This is a genomic window from Cupriavidus oxalaticus, from assembly GCF_016894385.1.
GTDB classification, from domain to species: Bacteria; Pseudomonadota; Gammaproteobacteria; order Burkholderiales; family Burkholderiaceae; genus Cupriavidus; species Cupriavidus oxalaticus.
In genome coordinates this window covers 225,903-246,100 of sequence record NZ_CP069811.1, presented here as the reverse complement: position 1 = coordinate 246,100, position 20,198 = coordinate 225,903, and the positions used below count along the sequence as shown (strand labels likewise).

General features: G+C 68.6%; 19 protein-coding genes. 6 read left to right on the top strand and 13 right to left on the bottom strand.

Going from position 1 to position 20,198, the window contains the following annotated elements:
* Positions 1 to 13: 13 nt before the first annotated feature.
* From JTE92_RS01060 to JTE92_RS01040, 5 genes are all read right to left on the bottom strand, one after another.
* Positions 14 to 1,663 (bottom strand): methyl-accepting chemotaxis protein, encoded by a 1,650-nt coding sequence (locus JTE92_RS01060; protein WP_063241091.1) that lies wholly within the window; start codon positions 1,661 to 1,663, stop codon positions 14 to 16.
* A gap of 130 nt (positions 1,664 to 1,793) precedes the next feature.
* Positions 1,794 to 2,291, bottom strand: coding sequence for a chemotaxis protein CheW (locus tag JTE92_RS01055; protein ID WP_063241021.1), 498 nt, complete (start codon positions 2,289 to 2,291; stop codon positions 1,794 to 1,796).
* Positions 2,292 to 2,408: 117 nt separating this feature from the next.
* Positions 2,409 to 2,828, bottom strand: coding sequence for a response regulator (locus tag JTE92_RS01050; RefSeq protein WP_063241022.1), 420 nt, complete (start codon positions 2,826 to 2,828; stop codon positions 2,409 to 2,411).
* 205 nt (positions 2,829 to 3,033) lie between these two features.
* Positions 3,034 to 4,998, bottom strand: coding sequence for a putative bifunctional diguanylate cyclase/phosphodiesterase (locus JTE92_RS01045; RefSeq protein ID WP_063241023.1), 1,965 nt, complete (start codon positions 4,996 to 4,998; stop codon positions 3,034 to 3,036).
* Positions 4,999 to 5,124: 126 nt separating this feature from the next.
* Entirely contained in the window at positions 5,125 to 5,313 is a 189-nt protein-coding gene (locus JTE92_RS01040) for a Tar ligand binding domain-containing protein (protein WP_371136893.1), read from the bottom strand.
* 616 nt (positions 5,314 to 5,929) lie between these two features.
* On the opposite strand from JTE92_RS01040, the gene JTE92_RS01035 reads away from it, so the two are divergent.
* A complete protein-coding gene (locus JTE92_RS01035) occupies positions 5,930 to 6,238 on the top strand; it encodes an H-NS histone family protein (RefSeq protein WP_063241025.1) in 309 nt (102 codons plus the stop codon).
* Positions 6,239 to 6,319: 81 nt separating this feature from the next.
* Here JTE92_RS01035 and galE read toward each other — a convergent pair whose 3' ends face one another.
* Together galE and JTE92_RS01025 are read right to left on the bottom strand one after the other, a co-directional pair.
* Positions 6,320 to 7,339 carry a UDP-glucose 4-epimerase GalE gene (gene galE / locus JTE92_RS01030; protein ID WP_063241026.1) on the bottom strand — a complete coding sequence of 340 codons (1,020 nt, stop codon included), beginning with the start codon at positions 7,337 to 7,339 and terminating at the stop codon, positions 6,320 to 6,322.
* A gap of 174 nt (positions 7,340 to 7,513) precedes the next feature.
* A complete protein-coding gene (locus tag JTE92_RS01025; RefSeq protein WP_063241027.1) occupies positions 7,514 to 8,551 on the bottom strand; it encodes a tyrosine-type recombinase/integrase in 1,038 nt (345 codons plus the stop codon).
* Between the two features lie 239 nt (positions 8,552 to 8,790).
* Between JTE92_RS01025 and JTE92_RS01020 the strand changes: the two genes are divergently transcribed.
* Positions 8,791 to 9,225, top strand: coding sequence for a nuclear transport factor 2 family protein (locus JTE92_RS01020; RefSeq protein ID WP_063241028.1), 435 nt, complete (start codon positions 8,791 to 8,793; stop codon positions 9,223 to 9,225).
* Between the two features lie 69 nt (positions 9,226 to 9,294).
* Positions 9,295 to 10,290, top strand: coding sequence for an NAD(P)H-dependent flavin oxidoreductase (locus tag JTE92_RS01015; RefSeq protein WP_063241029.1), 996 nt, complete (start codon positions 9,295 to 9,297; stop codon positions 10,288 to 10,290).
* 66 nt (positions 10,291 to 10,356) lie between these two features.
* Here the strand turns inward: JTE92_RS01015 and JTE92_RS01010 are convergent, their stop codons facing one another.
* A complete protein-coding gene (locus tag JTE92_RS01010; protein ID WP_063241030.1) occupies positions 10,357 to 10,920 on the bottom strand; it encodes a PadR family transcriptional regulator in 564 nt (187 codons plus the stop codon).
* Positions 10,921 to 11,268: 348 nt separating this feature from the next.
* Here JTE92_RS01010 and JTE92_RS01005 point away from each other — a divergent pair, with 348 nt between their 5' ends.
* A complete protein-coding gene (locus tag JTE92_RS01005) occupies positions 11,269 to 11,508 on the top strand; it encodes a hypothetical protein (protein ID WP_063241031.1) in 240 nt (79 codons plus the stop codon).
* A gap of 111 nt (positions 11,509 to 11,619) precedes the next feature.
* Here the strand turns inward: JTE92_RS01005 and JTE92_RS01000 are convergent, their stop codons facing one another.
* Both JTE92_RS01000 and JTE92_RS00995 read right to left on the bottom strand, forming a co-directional pair.
* Entirely contained in the window at positions 11,620 to 12,540 is a 921-nt protein-coding gene (locus JTE92_RS01000; RefSeq protein ID WP_169834847.1) for a Bug family tripartite tricarboxylate transporter substrate binding protein, read from the bottom strand.
* A 322-nt stretch (positions 12,541 to 12,862) separates the two neighbouring features.
* Entirely contained in the window at positions 12,863 to 14,008 is a 1,146-nt protein-coding gene (locus JTE92_RS00995) for an alpha/beta fold hydrolase (RefSeq protein WP_063241033.1), read from the bottom strand.
* Between the two features lie 106 nt (positions 14,009 to 14,114).
* Here JTE92_RS00995 and JTE92_RS00990 point away from each other — a divergent pair, with 106 nt between their 5' ends.
* The gene (locus JTE92_RS00990; RefSeq protein WP_063241092.1) at positions 14,115 to 15,077 is read left to right on the top strand and encodes a LysR family transcriptional regulator; all 963 of its coding nucleotides are present in this window, start codon (positions 14,115 to 14,117) and stop codon (positions 15,075 to 15,077) included.
* Between the two features lie 12 nt (positions 15,078 to 15,089).
* On the opposite strand, the gene JTE92_RS00985 is transcribed toward JTE92_RS00990, so the two are convergent.
* The gene (locus tag JTE92_RS00985) at positions 15,090 to 17,777 is read right to left on the bottom strand and encodes a tannase/feruloyl esterase family alpha/beta hydrolase (protein ID WP_063241034.1); all 2,688 of its coding nucleotides are present in this window, start codon (positions 17,775 to 17,777) and stop codon (positions 15,090 to 15,092) included.
* 269 nt (positions 17,778 to 18,046) lie between these two features.
* Here JTE92_RS00985 and JTE92_RS00980 point away from each other — a divergent pair, with 269 nt between their 5' ends.
* Positions 18,047 to 18,283, top strand: a complete 237-nt coding sequence (locus JTE92_RS00980; protein WP_063241035.1) for a hypothetical protein — start codon at positions 18,047 to 18,049, stop codon at positions 18,281 to 18,283.
* Positions 18,284 to 18,324: 41 nt separating this feature from the next.
* Here the strand turns inward: JTE92_RS00980 and JTE92_RS00975 are convergent, their stop codons facing one another.
* Complete coding sequence (locus JTE92_RS00975; protein WP_063241036.1) at positions 18,325 to 18,882, bottom strand: DUF3016 domain-containing protein; 558 nt, start codon at positions 18,880 to 18,882, stop codon at positions 18,325 to 18,327.
* Positions 18,883 to 18,946: 64 nt separating this feature from the next.
* Positions 18,947 to 20,122 carry an L-rhamnonate dehydratase gene (locus JTE92_RS00970; protein WP_063241037.1) on the bottom strand — a complete coding sequence of 392 codons (1,176 nt, stop codon included), beginning with the start codon at positions 20,120 to 20,122 and terminating at the stop codon, positions 18,947 to 18,949.
* Positions 20,123 to 20,198 lie beyond the last annotated feature (76 nt).

The window sequence follows — 20,198 nt, the reverse complement described above, 5'->3', positions numbered from 1 at the left end:
TGATAGCTTCGTACTAAGCCTGTGCCACGGACCGGGCCGCCGCTTCGCGCTGCGCTGCCGGCAGGCGTTGTGGACGAATCTCGGCCTGCATGCTGACGCGGAAGGTGGCGACGGCATCGCGCAGCCGCAGTGCCTGCTCTTCGAGCGAGCCTGCCGCCGCTGCCGCCTGTTCCACCAGCGCGGCGTTTTGCTGCGTGCCTTCGTCCATCTGCGCCACCGCCTGGTTGACCTGTTCGATGCCGGCACTCTGCTCGGCCGAGGCCGCGCTGATCTCGCCCATGATGTCGGTCACGGACTTCACCGCCTGCACGATCTCGTCCATGGTCTTGCCGGCCTGGCCCACCAGCGCCGAGCCATTGTCGACACGCTCGACGGTATCGCCGATCAGGCCCTTGATTTCCTTCGCCGCATTGGCGCTGCGCTGCGCCAGGCTGCGCACCTCGCCCGCCACCACCGCAAAGCCGCGGCCCTGCTCGCCGGCGCGCGCGGCTTCCACCGCGGCATTCAGCGCCAGGATGTTGGTCTGGAAGGCAATGCCCTCGATCACGCCGATGATGTCGACGATCTTCCTGGACGCATCGTTGATCTCGTCCATGGTCTGCACCACGCGGCCCACCACTTCGCCGCCGCGCAGCGCGGTCTCCGACGCATTGGCCGCCAGCCCGCTGGCCTGGCGCGCATTGTCGGCGTTCTGGCGCACGGTGCTGGTCAGCTCTTCCATGCTGGAAGCGGTCTCTTCCAGCGACGCGGCCTGCTGCTCCGTGCGCTGCGACAGGTCGTTGTTGCCGGCCGCAACCTGGCGCGTCGCGGTGGAGATGCTGGCCATGCCTTCCTGGATTTCATGCACCACCGACAGCAGGCTGCGCTGCATGGTCTGCATCGCCTGCGCCAGCGCGCCGATCTCGTCGTCGCTGCGATGCTCAAAACGCGTGGTCAGGTCGCCCGCGCCCAGGCGCAGCGCAAAGTCCAGCATGTCGCCCACCGGCCGGTGCACGCGCGCCAGCAGCATGGTGCCGGCGGCGAACGCGGTGGCCAGCGCCAGCGCGAAGCCGCCCCACAGCCACGGACGCAGCGTCGCGGCAGCCGCGGGATCCAGGATCTCGACCGCTGCCAGCGCCGCCAGGAACCACACCAGCCCGCCCGCCTGCGCCCACAGGATGCGGCGCTTCAGGTTCATGCGCAGCGCACGTTGGACGAAACCAGCGATGCCGGTGCGCACCACGGCGCCATCGCGGATCGCCAGCCCGGCGGCGCGTCCCGCACGGAAGCGCGCATACAGCGCGCCGGCGGCCTCGACCTGCTCGCGCGAAGGCATCGAACGCACCGAGGTATAGCCGACCACGCGGCCGTCGACGCGCGTGGGCGTCACGGTGGCATTGACCCAGTAGAAGTCGCCGTTCTTGCGGCGGTTCTTGACCACGCCCATCCAGCTGCGGCCGGCTTCCAGGTTCTGCCACAGGTCGGCAAACGCCTCGGGCGGCATGTCGGGGTGGCGCACCAGGTTATGCGGCGCGCCCAGCAATTCCTCCGCCGCAAAGCCGCTGGCCTCGATAAAGGTGCGGTTGGCGAAGGTGATACGGCCCTTGAGGTCCGTGCGCGAGATCAGGTAGTCCGATGGTGAGAGCTGGTATTCGCGCTGCGTAACGGGTTGGTTGTTTCGCATGGATGACATCGATACTGCTTGCCCGAAGAAACCATGGCTGCCAGGCATGGTGCAAATCCGGGCGGATACGATCCGGCAGGCGCGGTGCGCCGGCCGGACGGCGGGGGCGAACAGGCAGGTGTGGCAGGGGTCAGGCCATGGCGTCGAGCGCGGCCAGTTCGTCGGTATTGAGCAGCTTCTCGATATCGACCAGGATCAGCATGCGCTGCTCGACCGAGCCGAGGCCGCGGATGTAGTCGGTAGCCAGTTCGCCGGAAAAATGCGGCGTGGGCTTGATCTGCGCAGGCGTCAGCGTCAGCACGTCGGAGACGCCGTCGACGACGATGCCGGTGGTGCGCTCGTTGAGATCGACGATGATGACCACGGTGTACTGGTCATAGCTGACGTTGGCCTGCCGGAACTTGATGCGCAGGTCGACGATCGGCACGATGATGCCGCGCAGGTTGATCACGCCCTTGATGTAGTCGGGCGCATTGGCAAGCTGGGTGACCGACTCGTAGCCGCGGATTTCCTGCACCTTCAGGATATCGATGCCGTACTCTTCGCGGCCCAGCGTGAAGGCCAGGAACTCCTCGCCCGCGCCTTCGTTCGCGCCTGCCGCGCCGTTTGCCTTGTCGATATGCTTCATCGTCAGCCCCCCAATCTGGTCATGCCGGTTTCCTGGCGCATGGCGCCGGGGCGTGATTTCGCCCACCAGTGTTTACGGCAGCAAGCGGGGGGACTGAAGGCCGGCGCGGCGTCTTCCTTACCCTTCCGAGGAGGGGTGCTGGGGCGCCAGCAGCGCCGCGACGGCCTGCATCAAGGCATCGGGATCGAAGGGCTTGGGCAGGAAGCCCGAGGCGCCCGCGGCACGGGCCTGCTCGCGGATACTGCCGTCATGCTCGGTGGTCAGCATCAGGATGGGGATGGCGGCGTAGCGCGCGCTGGCGCGCAGGCGGCGGATCAGGGTCAGGCCGTCCATGCCGGGCATGACCTGGTCGGTGACCAGCATGCCGAATGCGGCGTGCTCCGCGGCCTCGTCCGCAGCCGCGGTGTCGGCCAGCGCATACGCCTGTTCGCCGTCGGCGGCCTCGGTGACATCGAACCCGGCGGCACGCAGGCATGCGCCGATCATGCGGCGTAGCGAGGGGGAATCGTCGACGACGAGGATGCTGGGCAATGACATTGGCGCCTCCGTTGGCAGGGCTCGGTTGATCCGCCGAATGCTGAAGCAGTGCTAGGCGCCGGGGGCGCGGCCGGCGCGGACAGGCCGGCGCAGGGCCGCGCTGCAAGCGCGCGGGCCCTGCCAGCGTGGATATCGGCACAGCTGGCGCGACGCTGTAGCGTTTTTGGCGTTTTTCTTTCCGCCGTGGTGTTTCTGCGTGCGGCGCTCAGGCGTGCTGCCGGCCACGCAACGCGTCGGCAAACCCCGCCGCATCGAGCGGCAGCGACAGCAGGTAGCCCTGCACTTCGTCGCAGCCCATCTCGTTGAGGAGTTCCAGCTGCGAGGCCGACTCGACGCCTTCGGCCACCACCTTCATGCGCAGCTCGTGCGCCAGCGCCACCATCGAGCCGACGATGGCGCGGCCCTGCGCATCGGTGTCGAGCCCGCCGATCAGCGTGCGGTCGATCTTGAGCGTGCCCACGCGCAGGCGCTTGAGGTAGCCCAGGCTCGAATAGCCGCTGCCGAAGTCGTCCAGCGCCACCTGGATGCCGAGCGACTGCAGCTCGGCCAGCGTCTCCAGCGACTTGCCGATGTCCTTCATGGCGGCGGTCTCGGTGATCTCCAGCGTGATCGCCGACGGCGGGATGTCGTGCTGGTGGATCTGCTCGAGCAGGTACTGCGGGAAATTGCGGCTGGCAAAGCGCAGCCCCGACACGTTGATCGCCACCGGCACGGTCGGCAGGCCGGCGTCCTGCCACAGGCGCACCTGGCGGCAGACGCTGGTCAGCACCCAGTCGTCGAGCTTGTCGATCTGGCCGGACTGCTCGGCCACGGCGATGAACTCGGCCGGGCTGACCTGGCCCAGCGCGGGATGGCGCCAGCGGCACAGCGCCTCGGCGCCCACCAGCGTGCCGCGGCGGGCGTCGTACTTGGGCTGGAACTGCAGCGACAGCGCATCGTCCTGGATCGCCAGCCACAGGTCGCGGCGGATCACGCGGGTGCGGCGGGCGCGCTCGCCGGCGGCGCTGTTGAACAGGCGCACCTGGTTCGAGCCGCTTTCGCGGGCCTCGGCCAGGCTCACGCGCGCGGCCTGCATCAGCGCCTCGGAAGTCTGGGCGTCGCGCGGGTAGATGGCGATGCCGATATTGACGCCGATCTGCATCTGCAGCCCGCGCGCGGCGATGAACTCGGCCAGCGAGCCCAGCACGCGCGAGCCCAGCTCCTGCGCGCGGCCGTGGTGCACCAGCTCGGGCACGCCGACGGCGAACTCGTCGCGCGCCAGCCGCGCGAGGAAATCGTGCGGCTCCAGCACGGCCTGCGCGAGCGCGCCGGCGTCCTGCGCCAGGATATCGTCGGCGCGGATCTCGAAGACTTCATCGACCTCGCGATAGTCGGCAATATGGATCAGCAGCACGGCGCAGCCGGTATCGGCCAGCCGCGCCTGGGCCATGGCCTGGTCCACCCAGCGGCCGAACGCGACGCGGTCGGGCATCACGGTGGCGACGCTGTACTCGCCCACCGTGCCCTGCCCGCGCGCAGTGGCGCGCACCGTGAGCCGGCCGGGAATACGGGCGCCGCGCCGCACCAGCCGCGGCTCGGCGCCGCGCGCCAGGGCGGGCGCGGCATCGTCGGCAAGATCCTCGGCGGGGCTGGCCTCGGTGCGCGATACCGGCAGCCAGCCGCGCGACTGCGCCCGGTGCAGCGCGAACATCAGCGCGCACAGCGCGGTCAGCCCGCCTGCCAGCCAGGCGGGATGCGGCAGGCCGGCCGCGTCGATACAGGCGCGTGCCGAGGACGCGCCGGCGCCGCAGGCCCGGCCCAGGTGGGTGCCGGCCGCGGCCACCATGCCGGCGCCGCCGACCACCGCCAGCAGCGCCGCGCCGCGCCACAGGCGCGCGCCCTGGCGCAGCCACTGCAGCAGCAGCTTGGCGGCGGTGGTGGCAGCGGCGGCGGCAGCGAAGCTGGCGGCCATCTGGGCGGTGTCGTTGGCCACCGGCACGCTGCCCGACAGCACCACCACCACCACGGGCAGGCTGACGGCCAGTTGCGACAACAGCGCCGCCGTCCAGGTCAGCGTGCGCAGCGACCTGCTTCCGGCGCCCTCGTTCGCACGCCCGGCGCGGGCGCCGAGGACGGCGGCCACGCCCAGCAGGGCGGCGAGCAGCAACAGGACGGTACTCAGGGCAATCATTGGGCTGCGCGGTGATAAAGAAAATGCGCGAAGACGAACCCGGCGCGGGGCAAACTTCGCATCATGGCATCTTGCGGTCGCGGTGTGAACAACACAATACGGGGGTCCCCTGCCGGGGACACCTGTTCAGAACGCACTCCGGCCATCGTTGCTGCCGGCAGCGATCAGCGCGATGGCCGAAGCCGGCTGGTTGGAATGCGTGCCCTGGAGCGAGTCGTTGCTGGCGGAAATACCATGCAGCGCGGCGCCGCCGACCAGCAACAGCAGCACCGACAACATTCCCATGGCGCCCCGCAACAGGGTCTTGATCTGCATATTGTCGTGGAAAGACATTGTTGAAAGGAAAACGTAAGCATTCCGCCAGGCGCACCGCTGGCTCCGTTACGGCAAGACCAGGGCACCGGCTTGATCCGCCCTGCCCGGATAACGGCGCAGCCCACCGGTACTTGAGCAGCGACGTCCGGCCGCGTGTCAAATGGGCGGAAATTAACCTGGATGTCGGATATACGGCACGCCGCACGTGGCGGCATGTAAGCAGACGCTTTATTCACCGGGGCGGCCGCCGATTATGGCAACTTGATTTCCATCGCCGCCGGCGCGGCCGGGCAGACGCTGGTTTGGACGGATCGGCCCGGTCAGGACGATTTATGTGTCGGGTCGGCGGACAGCGGACGCATGAGCGCCGTCGCGATCCGGTTCAAATCCGGCCGACCGACCTGAATGGTTCACGAAAGTTCACTGCAATATCGGCTGCAAGAATTTTCGTAAAAACCATGCAGGAATAGCGACCCGGCATTTGCAGCGGCTCGTTACCCCGTTATAATTGTTTTCAGCATTTCAGCACACCGACAGCGCAACACGGCGCAACCTTGCGCGACACCCCGCTGTGCCGACACCCACGCATATCACCCCACCGAAAACCGAGGACGCAATGGCGACTTATCAGGAAATCGTTCAGAAAATCAGTGAACTGCAGAAGCAAGCCGAGGAAATCAAGGCGCGCGAACAGGCTTCGGTGATCTCGGATATTCGCGAGAAAATCGAGCAATATGGCCTGACCGCGGAAGACCTGGGTTTTGGCGCGAAAGCGCCGGCCGGCAAGAAGGCGGCCAACCGCAAGGTGCCGGTGCGCTATCGCGACAGCGCCGGCAATACCTGGACCGGCCGCGGCAAGCGTCCGGGCTGGCTGACCCAGGCCCTGGCCCAGGGCAAGGCTGTCGAGGACTTCCTGATTCGCTGAAGCCCGGCTCCGACGCATGCCAAAACGCCACGGTTGCAAGCCGTGGCGTTTTTGTTTGGTGTGTTTTGCCGGAATTGCCGCTCAGGCGCCGAACCCGTGCGGGTTCATCGACTGCCAGCGCCATGAGTCCTGGCACATGCGCTCGATGCCGTGCTGCGCGCGCCATCCCAGCAGCTGGTTGGCCAGCGCGGGATCGGCATAGCAAGAGGCGATATCGCCCGGGCGGCGCGCCACGATCTCATACGGCACCGGCCGGCCACTGGCCCGCTGGTAGGCCTCGACCACTTCCAGCACGCTGTAGCCGCGGCCGGTGCCCAGGTTGACGGTCATGCCGCGCCCCTGGTCGCGCAGGTAGACCAGCGCCGCGAGGTGGCCGTCGGCGAGGTCGCACACGTGGATATAGTCGCGCACGCCGGTACCGTCAGGCGTGGGATAGTCGCCGCCGAATACCATCAGTTTCTCGCGGCGCCCGCCGGCCACCTGCGCCACGTATGGCATCAGGTTATTCGGGATTCCGCGCGGATCCTCGCCGATCAGCCCGCTTTCATGCGCGCCGACCGGATTGAAATAGCGCAGGTAGGCAATGCGCCATGCCGGATCCGATTTTTCCAGGTCGCGCAGGATTTGCTCTCCCATCAGCTTGGTCTGGCCATACGGATTGGTCGCCGACAGCGGGAAGTCCTCCAGGATCGGCACCGTGTGAGGATTGCCATAAACCGTGGCTGAGGAACTGAACACCAGTTGTTTCACCCCGGCCGCGCCCATGGCGGCGCAGACCGTCAGCAGGCCGTCGAGGTTGTTGCTGTAATACTGCAGCGGCTGGCTCACCGATTCGCCCACTGCCTTGAGCGCGGCAAAATGAATCACCCCGCTGATGCGGTGTTCGGCAAAAAGCCGGTCCAGCAAGGCGCGGTCGCGCACGTCGCCCTGGACAAAATCCGGGGTCTTGCCGGTAATGGCGGCCAGCCGCTCGATCACCACGGGGCTGCTGTTGCACAGATTATCCAGTCCGATCACGTGGTAGCCGGCATGGAGCAGCGCGACCCAGGTATGCGAGGCGATATAGCCGGTGGCGCCGGTAAGGAGCAGGGTTTCGGGCATGGGAAATAAGCGTCGGATTTCGATTCGCGGCGGGGGGTCTCAAGCGCCATCGTGCAATGCCTGATGCCGCACATTGAGCCCGCGCAGGCGGTAGTGTCGTCTATTATCCACGATGCGTCAGCCGCGCCCGGTCAGCTGGCACACACAGTTACAAGCATGGCGGCGCCGCATTCATCAGGACTGCCTGTCGCTCGCCTGGGCCACCAGCCCCGCCCGTGCCTGCCAGGCCTCATACGCGCCATGCAGCCGCCAGCCCGATTCCAGGTCGCGCATGCCCAGGCATTGCGCCACCTCGGCCGGCGTCGTGCCGGCCTCGAAATGCATGGCCGCGCAGGTATTGCGCAAGGTCTGCGGCGAGGCCCGCTCATGGCGGCCGGCCAGCACGCCGGCTTCGTCGAGCAGGATTTCCACGCGCCGGTAGACCGAAGCCGCGTGCATCGGCCGGCCTGACGGCATGGCCGGGAACAGCAGGCTGCCGAGCGTGCCCGACGCCTCGCGCAGCGCCAGCCACGCCCGCAGCGGTGCATGCGCCAGCGCGAACAGCGGCGCGGTATAGGCGCGGCCATTGTCGGGACGCACCATGCGCAGCGCCATCCTGCCCGGGGCGCCATCGTCGATCGCCTCCAGGCGCAGGGCGCGCGCTTCGCCCACCTTCAGTCCCCCACCCAGCAACACCGCCACCAGGGCGGCATCGCGCGCGCGCTTCCATTGCGTCGGCGATGCCGCACGGCATTCCTCCACCGTCGGCGGCACGCCGGCCGGACCCAGGATGCGGGCCACCAGCAGGTCGCGCTCGCCCGGCAGCAGGAAGGCAGTGGGGTCGTTCTCGCCCTCGGCGAGGTGCGCGCGCACCGCCTGGCTTCCCGGGTTGTGCATGCCCTCGCGCAACTGGGAGAGATGGTGGAACACCCGCTCGATCAGCCGCGCATAGCGGTAGCGGTGCGACTTGTGCAGCTGCTGGGCATCGAGGAATTCGCCGATCTGCTCCGCCGACCAGCTCAGCGGCGGCAACCCGCGCTCGGCCGACCAGCGCAGCAGCTTGCCCCACATGGCGCGGTACACCACGCTGGTGCCGTGGCGGAAGCCGTGCCGCGCCAGCCAGCCGTCGAAGGCGCGCTCGGGATGGGCGCGCCAGGCGGCCAGGTCGGCATCGAACAGCGCTGCCTGGCCGGGCTGGTGGGCGGTCGACTTACCGGTCGACTTAGTGGTCACTGACTTCTCCTGCCGGTGGCTGCGGGCGCGGCTGGGATTCCGCTAGGCGATGCCGCCTATTGTAGCCAACCCGTCACTGCGGGGCGCTCCCGGCATGGCGCGGGGCCAATGCCGGCTTGCGCAGGGCAGCAGCGCATGCTACCTTTCGATTCACTATGCAACTGGTTGCATAAGACAAGAACACAAGAACACGAACGCAAGGTAGCCGGCGCATGCCGTGACCGTCCAAGGAGACCGCAATGACCACCACCCAGCTGATTCCCGCAGCGCAGGCCTCGCTCGACACCTGGCACCAGTTGATTGCCACCAATTCGATGGCCGGGCTCGACGCCATCGTCGCCGACGAGGTCGTGTTCCGCTCGCCGGTCGCGCATACGCCCTATCCCGGCCGTGCGGCGATCGCGCTGGTGCTGACCACGGTGAACCAGGTGTTCCGGGATTTCCGCTACCACCGCAGCTTTGTCAGCGAGGACGGCCACAGCGTGGTGCTCGAATTCAGCGCCACGGTCGATGGCAAGGCGCTCAAGGGCATCGACATGATCCGCTTCAACGACGCCGGCCATATTGCCGAATTCGAAGTGATGGTGCGCCCGCGCTCGGGGCTGGAGGCGCTGGCCGCCGCCATGAGCGCGCGCCTCGCCAGCCAGAAGGACGTGCTGACCGGTGCCGCGTAAGCGGCCAGGCTGCCGCCCGCGCCCGCCAGATTCTTTTTGCCTCACCGTACTACCCAGGAGACTTCACCCATGGCCCTCCCCGCCCTGCTGCAGAACCGGCTGTCGCTGCCGGTGGTCTGCTCGCCGCTGTTCATCATTTCCAACCCCGACCTGGTGATTGCCCAGTGCAAGGCCGGCGTGGTGGGCTCGTTCCCGGCGCTGAACGCGCGCCCGGCGCCCAGGCTGGAGGAATGGCTGGACCGCATCACCACCGAACTGGCCGAGCACAACGCAAAGCATCCGGACCGTCCGGCGGCGCCGTTCGCGGTCAACCAGATCGTGCACAAGTCCAACGACCGGCTCGAGCATGACCTGGAGCTGTGCGTGCGCTACAAGGTGCCGATCGTGATCACCTCGCTGGGCGCGCGCAAGGAAGTCAACGACGCGGTGCACTCGTACGGCGGCATCGTGCTGCACGACGTGATCAACAACGCCTTCGCGCGCAAGGCCATCGAGAAGGGCGCCGACGGGCTGGTGGCGGTGGCTGCCGGCGCCGGCGGCCATGCCGGCACGCTGTCGCCGTTCGCGCTGCTGCACGAGATCCGCGAATGGTTCGACGGCCCGCTGCTGCTGTCGGGCGCGATCTCCAGCGGCGACGCCATCCTGGCCGCGCAGGCCGCGGGCGCCGACCTGGCCTACATCGGCTCGGCCTTCATCGCCACGCAGGAAGCCAACGCGCAGGACGGCTACAAGCAGATGATCGTCGACAGCAGCGCCGGCGACATCGTCTACTCCAACCTCTTTACCGGCGTGCACGGCAACTACCTGCGCGGCAGCATCGAGCGCGCGGGCCTGGATCCGCAGGCGCTGCCGCAGTCGGATCCGTCCAAGATGAACTTCGGCTCGACCAGCGTGAAGGCGTGGAAGGATATCTGGGGCGCCGGCCAGGGCGTGGGCGCGATCAAGCGCGTGGTGCCGGCGGGCGAGCTGGTGCGGCGCTTTGCCGAGGAGTATGCGCTGGCGCGCCGGCGCCTGGGGTTGGGCGAAGCCAGCCAGGCGGGTGCGCGGGCAGTTGACGTGGCCTGAGCCTGACCAAGCCCCAATAAAGAACGCCGGCCGCAAGGCCGGCGTTTTGCTTTGGCGCGCGGCGCGCTACGCCGACTGCCGCTCCAGCAGCGGCAGCAGGTCTTCGCCCCACGCCACCCAGTCCTGCTCGAAGCGGATGCCCCGGCGCAGCAGCGCATAGCGCAACTGCTGCGCGCGGTCCATGTCGGGCGCGGAGAAATCCTTGCGCTCGATCGCGAGGTAGGTCTCGAGCCGTGCCTGGTGCAGCGCGATCAGCCGGCGCATTTCATCGCCCAGGCCGAGCGGCCCGATCGCGGCATCGGCACGCAGCTTGACCAGGATTTCCTCGCGCTGGTCGAGCGCGGCACCGGGCGCCAGCACCCAGCGCACCAGTTCGTCGCGCCCGGCCGGCAGCACCCGGTAGACCTTCTTGCGGTTCTTGCGGTCGGTGGCGGCGCCCTCGTTTTCCACCGCCTCGCTCTCGTCGGCAGCGATCCAGCCGCTGTCGGCCATGCGCCCCAGCTCCCGGTAAATCTGCTGGTGGGTGGCATGCCAGAAATAGCCGATGGAGCGGTCGAAGCGGCGCGCCAGGTCGTAACCGGACGACGGCTTTTCGAGCAGGGAAATCAACAAGGCGTGCTGGGTCGACATGCGTCTGGGCAATGGCCCGTCGGGGGCGGTTGATGGTTGCGGAGTGCCATGCGGCGCGAGTGCCGGTCGTGCCGGTGCGCCACGGACCGCAAAAACTGGCGCTATGTTAGCGCAACCCTCCACGGTGTCGGCAAAGCGTGATGCAAGGATCGCCGCAATCCGGCAATATCTGCAAGCGCGGGCATATATTCGGTAAATCTGGCAGTTTAGAAATTTTGCGGCAGACAGAATTAAATAATGCTGAATGGCATTTTTGCGTTACTTGCCATACATTCCATACATTGAAACCTGTGCGAGCAAGAAAAATCCGTCCCCGGCCGCACCATGCACCGAATCTGGAGTATGCCCATGACCGGAAAACCCATGCTTGCCGAAGAGCGCGACGTCGCCTGGGAAGCCGATGCCGGCGAACGCCTGCCCGGCCTGCTGGCGCCGCTGCGCGACACGGCCCCGAACAAGGCCCCGATCTACTACCGGTTGCCCGATACGCCTGACGGGCACCACATCAAGGAATACGCCAGCGGCCTGCGCCAGCTGGTACGTTTTGTCGGCGTCGAAGAACAGGTCGTCAAATACAGCCTGAACTGACTGACGCCCCGGCTTTTCCTGTGGTTGTCTCCTCCGAGCCCGATCCTGCGGGCAGGGACTTGAACCCGCGGTTGCCGCGGGTTTTTTCTTGGTGCGTTCCGGCATCAGGCACTATTCCAGCCGCTCCCGCACCTGCGCGATCACCTCGCGCCACATGTCACGCTGCGCGGCCAGGTAGGCGGCCGCCGCGGCGCCGGTCAGCGCCAGCGGCTCGGCGCCACCCTGGCCGAGGCGCCGCGACAAGGCCGGCTCGTCCCGCAGCAGCCGCTGCATGCGCAGGGCCAGCCCCTCGTACTGCACGCCGGGCATGCCCGGTGCGGCCAGCAGCCCGTACCACGCGGCCTGATGCATGCCGGCGATACCGGCCTCGGCAAAGGTGGGCGTGGATGGCGCCAGCGGGCTGCGACGCGCACCCGTCACGGCCAGGGCCCGCACCCTGCCCTGGCGCAGCAGCGGCAACGCGGCCTGCAGCGTGCTGACCAGCATCTCGATATGGCCGCCCTGCAGGTCGGTCAATGCGCGCGCGCTGCCGGGATAGGGAAGATGGGCCATCTCGACGCCGGCCTGCCGGCACATCAGCGCACCCACCAGGTGGGCGCTGGAATGGATGCCAAGCGAGGCAAAGGCCAGCTCCCCCGGCCTGCGCCGCGCGCGGGCCAGCCGCGCATGCAGTTCGGCGTCCGGCGCCAGCCCGGCGGGCGCGGCGCCGCTGGTCAGCAGCACATGCGGCGTCGCGGCCAGCACCGCGACCGGGTGTAGCCGGTCCGCACCGGCTGCATGGGGCGACAGCAGCGGGGCGATGCTGACCGAGCCCACCGTGCCCAGCAGCAGCACGGAGCGGTCGGCCGGCGCGCGCAGCACCGCCTGCAGCGCCACCAGCCCCGCGGCACCGGCGCGGTTCTCGACCAGCACGGGATAGCCGTCGGCGGCCAGGCTGTCGGCAACCACGCGCGCGACATGGTCCGCACCCCCGCCAGCGCCATACCCGACGACCAGGTGAGCCGGTTCCGCGGCCGAGGCACGGCGGGGCACTGCCCCACCGCCCGTCGCCGCCGCGAGCAGGCCAGCGCAGGCAAGGCGCAGCCATTGCCGGCGCGGCCGCGGCAGGGCGGCAAGGCAATCTCGTGCAGGGGATGGACGATGGCCAGCAGGTCGACCCGGACCACCGGGCGGCTGCGCCGCGGCGTGCCAGGCGTCGCGCTGCGGCTTGGGCTGAAGCATGCGGAGGCGCGATTCCATGGAAGCAGGCCCCGCACCTGGGCAGGGACCATCCGCCGGCAGACGGCGGACCGCTGCATGTTAGCACCGCGCGGGCGGGACTGGCTGCCGGGGCAAACCCCGGCGTTCCCGTGCGTCAGAGCTGCGGTGCGCGGCAGGCAGCACCGTCCGGATTGGCCGACTCCGCCATGCCGAACACCGCCCTGGCCCCGCACTGCGAACCGAACATGCGCGCCTGGTCATGGCCCACGCCCACCACTTCATACGCCTGGTGGCGGCTCACCTGGCCAGGCGTGGCCAGGTAGCGCTCGTAGCGCAGGTAGCCGCGCGCGCGCTGCAGCCGCGTGGGCCCTTCGGCTTCGGCGCCGCACGCCTTGTCGAGCACGCGGTGGTTGGGGTCGTTGTCCTCGGTGCCGGCCAGGTAGGTCACCTGCCGGCCAATGTAGCGCCGGTACAGCGACAGGCCGCTGGCACCCTGCGCATAGGGCACGATGTCCTGCATGCCGTAGCGGTACTTGTCGTAGTCAGGACAGGCGGTCTTGTCATAGGGTGCGAACGACTTGCCATCCGGGCCCGCCGGCCGTACCGGCGTGAAATAGAGATAGGACGAGGGATTGGCCACCACGTAGCGCAGGTCGATGCCGCGCGCGCGGATGCGCTCGTCGACGTTGTTCAGCACCGCATAGCGATGCACGATCTGCGCGCCGCCGGAATGTCCCGCCACCGTCACCTTGCTCACCTGCGGCAGCCGCGCCTTGTCGGTGACAAGCGCCAGCAGGTCGTCCAGCAGCTGCAGCGAGCTGACCGGGAAGCGCGCGTCGACCGCGTTCTCGCCGCTCATCCAGCCCTGTACCGACCACTGCGGCATGCCGTCGAAACCCTTGCCCTGGTCCGGCGTGCCGGGGAAGTTGGGCGCGATCAGCAGGACCTCGCCGGGATTGCGCCCGCTGGCCTTGAGCAGGGCCGCGCCGGCGGCGTAGTAGTCATCGCCGTTGCGCTGCAGGCCGTGCTGCACGAACACCACCTCGCGGATGCGCGACAGGTCGCCGTCGAGCCGGTGATTCGCATACACCGGGAAGTCATAGCCGGCGCCCGCGCCCAGGTGCACACGCTGCCAGTGCGGCTTGCCGGTGTCGACCTTGGTGGCTTCGGCAGGCCTGGCAGCCGCGGTTGTACCCGGAGGCGTGGCGGCACAACCGGCGATAACGGCTGCCGTGACCGCCGCGCAAGCGAGGCGAAGGGCCGGGCTTGCTGGCAAGGCATTGGCGAAGGCTGAAAGCATGGGCGTCTCCTGTCTCCTGTATTGAATGCGGCTGATGTTAGGGCAGATCATCGACCTTGAAAAATATATACTTACTGCCAATCCCATATATTTGACATATACCAACGTGGAACTCCGGCACCTGCGCTATTTCCTCGCCGTGGCCGAGCATGGCTCGGTGACCCGTGCGGCCGAGCAGCTCGGCATCCAGCAGCCGCCGCTGTCGCAGCAGCTCAAGGCGCTCGAGGCCGAACTGGGCGTGGCCCTGTTCGAGCGCCAGCCGCGCGGCGTGGCGCTGACCCCGGCCGGACTGGCGTTGCGCGACGACGCCGAAGACCTGTTCAGCCGCATCGCGCAGATGCGCGCGCGCATGCAGCGGCTGGCACGCGGCGACGAAGGGTCGCTGGCGATCGGCTTCACCAGTTCCGCCGCGGCGCACCGGCTCACGCCCGAGGTGCTGCGCGAGTGCCGGCGCCGGTTCCCGCGCGTGGCGCTGTCGCTCACCGAATGCAATGCGGCCGAGGCGATCGAGCGCCTGGCCGACGGCACCCTCAGCGCCGCGCTGCTGCGTGCGCCGGTGCAGCATCCGGAAGGCGTGCGCTTTGACCTGCTGCTGGAAGAAGACATGGTGATCGCGCTGCCGCTGGACCACCCGCTGCTGCGCAAGCGCCAGGCGGCGGGCATCGCGGCCACGGCGCCGGTGTCGCTGCGCGAGCTGGCCGCCGACCCTTTCATCCTGGTACGCCGCCCCGGCGCGCCGGGCATGTACCACGACCTGCTGCGCGCCTGCGAGGCGCTCGGCTTCACGCCGCGCGTGGGCGCCGAGGTCGAGCGCATGCTGACCAACCTGAACCTCGTCGCTGCCGGCGCCGGCGTCAGCGTGGTGCCGGGCTCGATGGCCAGCCTGAACCGCCACGGCGTGGCCTACTGCCCCATGCAGGAAGCGGACCGCTTGCGCGCACCGCTGACGCTGGGCTATCGCGAGGACGCCGCGCAGGGCGGCGACCCGGCGCTGGCCGCGCTGGTCGCGCTCACGCACCGGCTGGCCGCGCGGCACCGGCGCCGGCCGGCAAAGGCGGCCGACGCCTGAGCCGGGCGTGGGCTAGTACATCACGCCCAGTTCGAAGCGCGTCCCGGCGGTGCCGGCCAGCACCCCGCCGCTGGCGGTATAGAACCCGCTGACATCGCCGCTTGCGGCCATCACGCCCGCCACCGGCAGGTTGTAGGCAAGCGCGCCGCTGGCGCCGGCACGCACGATGGTGGCACCCGCGAGGTCCGCATCCGCCAGGATGCCGTCGGTGCCCTGCAGGCGATAGGTGCCGTCCGCCGCGCCCACCGGCAGCGTGGCGGGCTGCGGCGTGTAGACGCTCATGCCATAGGCCGTCGCGGAGCGCGTCAGCACCAGCGGCACCGGCTTGCCGTTGACCATGCCGCTGATGAGCGAGCCGGACAGCGTGCCGTCATTGGCCGCGATGGTGCCGCCGACCATGTAGTCGAAGGCGTTGCGCGCCGCATTCCACGCGATATAGCCCTTGGTGGTGGCGGTGCAGGCCGCGTCGTAGACGATGAAGCCGCCGGTGCCGGGATCCTGGCAGGTCTGCCAGGTGGCCGCCGACGAGCGCAGCCGCGCCGCGCCGTTGCGCACCGTGGCGGCGTGGTCCGCTGCCGCGTACTGGATACCGTTGACGTTGTAGATGTCCGCCACGGCCTTGTAGTCCGACGACACGTTCCGGAAGGCCAGCAGCGGCGCAAAGCCCGCGCCCGAAGCCGGCACCACCCCGCCGGTGACCACGCCGCCGCCGCCGAAGGTGAAGCGGGCGCCGTTCTCGTCGCTGGCATAGGTGCAGCCGCCCTGCGGCGACAGCCGTCCGCTGCGCTGCGTGCCGGCGGCGCGCTGCAGGCTCGCATCGACCGTCACGGTGTATTGCAGCGTGGCCGGGTCCACCGAGACCGTCAGCTCTTCACCCAGGGTATTGCCGCCCTTGTACGCAGTCGCCGCCGACGGCAGGTTCAGGCAGGCCTGCACCACGCCGCTGGCGCCTTCGCAGGTGTAGTTGACCGCCGCATCCGCGCTGCCGCTGCCCTTGTACTTGGGCCATGCCGGGTACTGGCACAGCGGGCGCGTGCGGCCATAGGTCTGCGCGTTGGTGTCCATCACCGTGCGCGTGCCCGGCGCCGCGCCCAGCTCGACCCAGTTCTCCAGCGCCGTCAGTGAGTTCCACGCCGGCAGGAAGCTGCCGGTGCCGTGGCCCATGCCTGGCACCGTGTAGAAGCGGATGCCCTGGTCGACCGCGCCCTGCCCCACCGTGGCCGTCACCGCCTGGAACCACGCGATCGTGGAATTGGGGCTGATGACCTCGTCGGCCAGCCCGTGCAGCAGGACCAGGCGCCCGCCGCGCGCCAGGAAGGCCGAGATATCGGGGTTGGTGGCATCGGTCAGCGCCGACACGGCCTGCACGCGGGCGGTCCAGCTGCCCGGGCTGGCGGGATCGAACGTCAGCGCATCGAAGCCCGCGTCGCGCGCGATGAAGTACTTCACCCACTGGTCGCCGGTGACGTACATGTTGGCGTCCGCGGTAGTGGCCGGATTGCCCGGCACGGGGCGCGTGCCGAGATCGCGCGAAGTGAACGGGCCCGCCACCAGCGCACCTTCCAGCAGGTTGTAGCCGCCCGCCACGGTCACGCCATTGGCGAGCGGGTAGTTCAGCTGCAGCGGCGCCTCGATGGCCTTGACCGTGGCGATCTGCGCATCCGACAGGCAGCTGTCGCCCGCGTCGGCGCCGCCCGCGCAGCGCAGGCCGGCCAGCACCTGCTGCGCGCCCGCGCGGCAGCCTTCGACGTTGCTGACGATCTTGTCTGCGACGCCGTCCAGGCGGTCGCACGCCGCCATCGCGGCATCCTGCACCAGCAGCGTCTTGTTCAGGTTGAGCCAGCCCGCGCCGTTGTTCAGGTACAGCGCGCGTCCCACCGCCACGTTCGAGAGCCGCGTGCCGGTGTAGTTGAGTGCCGGCTCGTTGGCGATCACCCCGTCATAGTCGGCCGGCCAGCGCTGGATATAGGACAGCGCATCGCGCCCGCCGGTGGAGGTGCCGAGGAAATACGCGCGCTGCGGCGCCTTGCCGTAACGCGCCTGGATCAGCGCCAGCGCCACGTCATGGGTCTTCTTCAGCGTGTCGCCGCCGTAATTGCGCAGCGCCTCGTCGTTCACCGCGAAGCGGCCGTCGGTGATGCTGCTGCTCTGGTGGCCCGAATCGTCGCCCCAGGTGGCATAGCCGCGCGCCAGCGGCGCGGGGTCGTCGGGCATGGCGAAGCGCACGGTCTCGGTGCCGTCGATCAGCCTGCCGTCAAAGCCGCCCCCGCCGAACTGGATGCCCTTGCCATTCCATTGCGTCGGCAGGTTCACCGCAAACAGGATCGACGGCGCCGCCGGATCCACCGGCGCGATCGCGCCGCGCACCTGGCAGTACTCGCCCAGCGTGTTGCCCGCCGCGCCCGCGGCAATCAGCGTGGCGCCGCTCACGGTGGCGCCACCGGTGGCCAGCGCCAGCTGCGCGGCCGGGATCGGCATGCCCTGGAGCGCGTTGCAGGCGTCGAGCGCCGACAGCGCGGGCGCCTCGCCGCCCGCGCCCGGATCGCCGCCGGGCGCGGCGCCGTTGGCAGCGCCGGGGTCCTGCGCCACCGGCGCATCGTCGCCACCGCCGCAACCCGCGGCCAGCAGCGTTGCCGCCAGGACGGCGGCGAACCACCGCAGCCCCCTGCGGCCGCGGTGTAAAGCCTGATGCCTTGCCATGCTTGTCTCCTCCGTATGCATTCGCGTCGTGCCGCGATGCGGCCGGGAATGCTGGAGCGAGACGGTATCACCGCGCTTTGCGCACGTAAAATATATGCATCAAGAGCCATCCATATTTTATGTATATGGCAACGCCAGGTGCAAATCCTTGCAAAGCGCGCAGGAAGGGATTGCAATCCGCAGGGCATCCATGCGGCCCCGCGGCAACGCCGCATCGGGAATGAAGGTTGCAGTGTCCGGTACGTTGCCGGCAATGACGAGGAGAACTCATGTACATGGTCTACTGGTCCGAAGCCAGCGGCGCCGGACTCAGTCCCCACGCGCAGTCATTCCCCAGCGATGCGATGCGCGAGGCGCTGCACTTTACCGAAGCGCTGCGGCAGCGCCAGCATGCAGGCGAGCCGGTGAGCTTTGTCACCCTGTGCTCGGAGAACCCGAACTCGGTCGGGCGCGCCGGCGCGGCGGATCCGCCGCCCGACTATGAGTGGAAGAAGCGGCGGCCGTAACTGCGCGCAATGCTGCGCGCCCGCGGCGGGCAGGCGCTAGATCATCCTTGCCCCGTCTGGCGCGTTGCAAGCCGGCGCCTGACGGTCTCGTCGAACCAGCGGTCCATCATCGCCTTTTCATAGCGCAGCCTGTCGCTCTGGCTGTAGACGTTGACGCCCATGTTGAAGTTCTGGTCGGAGATACGCTGCTCGCCGCTGCCGATCACGGCACCGTCGCTGCCGCGCAGTGCATAGCGCAGCGTCATGCGCGGCCAGGTGACATCGCGCACGATGCGCACGTCATAGCCGCGCACGCGCCATGGCTCGAAATGTCCCGCCAGGTCGACATCGAGCACCTCGATGCTCAACGCATAACCCTGCGGCAGGTAGCGCGCCGCCAGCTCGTCGAAGTGGCTGTGGATATCGTTCATCACCTGCGCGCGCTCGCGGTCGCTGCCGTATGCGCTGCGGTAGGCGGCATCGGTGTAGGTTTCGGGATGGAGGAAGGAAACAGTCAGCGTTCCGGCGGGCGACGCGGCGAAGGCACTGATGGTACTCAGGGCACACATCAGGCCGATGGGCGCCGCGCAGGCGGCCAGCAGACGGCGGGATCTGGCCATGGCGAACTCCAGGACAAGGGCAACAAGGGCATTGCGCCTCTTGATTGTAGTGCGCCAGGGCCCGTCAGCCGATGATGTTGAACTGGCTGAAGTACGCCTCGTTCAACTCCAGCCCCAGTCCCGGCAGGTTGTCGTCAAGCTGCAGGTAGCCGTTGTCGGGCGCCGGATCGCCCCTGAAGATGTAGTAGAACAGCTCGTTGCCGACCTCGACGTCGTGCACGGGGAAGTACTCCGACATCGGCGATGCGGTCGACGCCATGGTCAGGTGGTAGTTGTGCATCTGCCCCGCGTGCGGGATCACCGGCACCGACCAGGCCTCGGCCATCGCGTTGATCTTCTGCGCAGCGGTGATGCCGCCAACGCGGTTGGTGTCGTACTGGATCACGTCGACGGCGCGGCGCTCCAGCAGGTCCTTGAAGCCGTATGAGGTGAACTCGTGCTCGCCGCCGGAGATCGGGAACGGGCTTGCCTTCTTCAGCTCGACATAGCCTTCGATATCGTCGGCGATCACCGGCTCTTCCAGCCAGCGGGGGTTGAACTCCGCCAGGCGCGGCAGCATGCGGCGCGCGTATTCCAGCGTCCAGCCCATGTAGCACTCCAGCATGATGTCGACGCCGTCGCCGACCAGCTCGCGCAGCAGCCGCACCTGCTCGATGTTCTTCTGCATGCCGGCGGGGCCGTCCTTGGGGCCGTAGCCGAAGCGCATCTTCATCGCGGTAAAGCCCTGGTCGAGGTAGCCTTGCGCTTCTGCCAGGAAGGCATCGCGGTCGTCGTTGTTGTAGAGCTTGGAGGCATAGCACCAGATCTTTTCCTTGGTGCGCCCGCCCAGCAGCTTGAACACCGGCTTGCCGACGGCCTTGCCCATCAGGTCCCACAGCGCGATGTCGACCGCCGAGATCGCCGCCATGCCGATGCCCTTGCGGCCCCAGGCGTGCGTGCGGCGATACATCTTCTGCCACAGGTACTCGTTGTCGAACGGGTCCTGGCCGAGCACCACCGGCGCCAGGTACTCGTCGACGATCTGCCTGGCCACGCGCGGGGCCAGCGCGCAGTTGCCGATGCCGACCAGGCCGGTGTCGGTCTCGACCTCGACCACCATCCAGCCGTGGAAGCGGAACGAGCCCATGGCATCGCCGCGTTCGAACAGGATGTCGGTGGCGTTGGTGCAGAAATGCGCCTGCGGCGGCACGGTCTTGCCCTTCCATTCGAAAACGCGGGCGCGGACGTTGGTGATCTTCATGTTCAACTCCTGATGGCAATGCGTTGGCGCGAACGCTCCCCGGCCGCGCCGGGGGCGGTCATGCTGGATCCGGTAT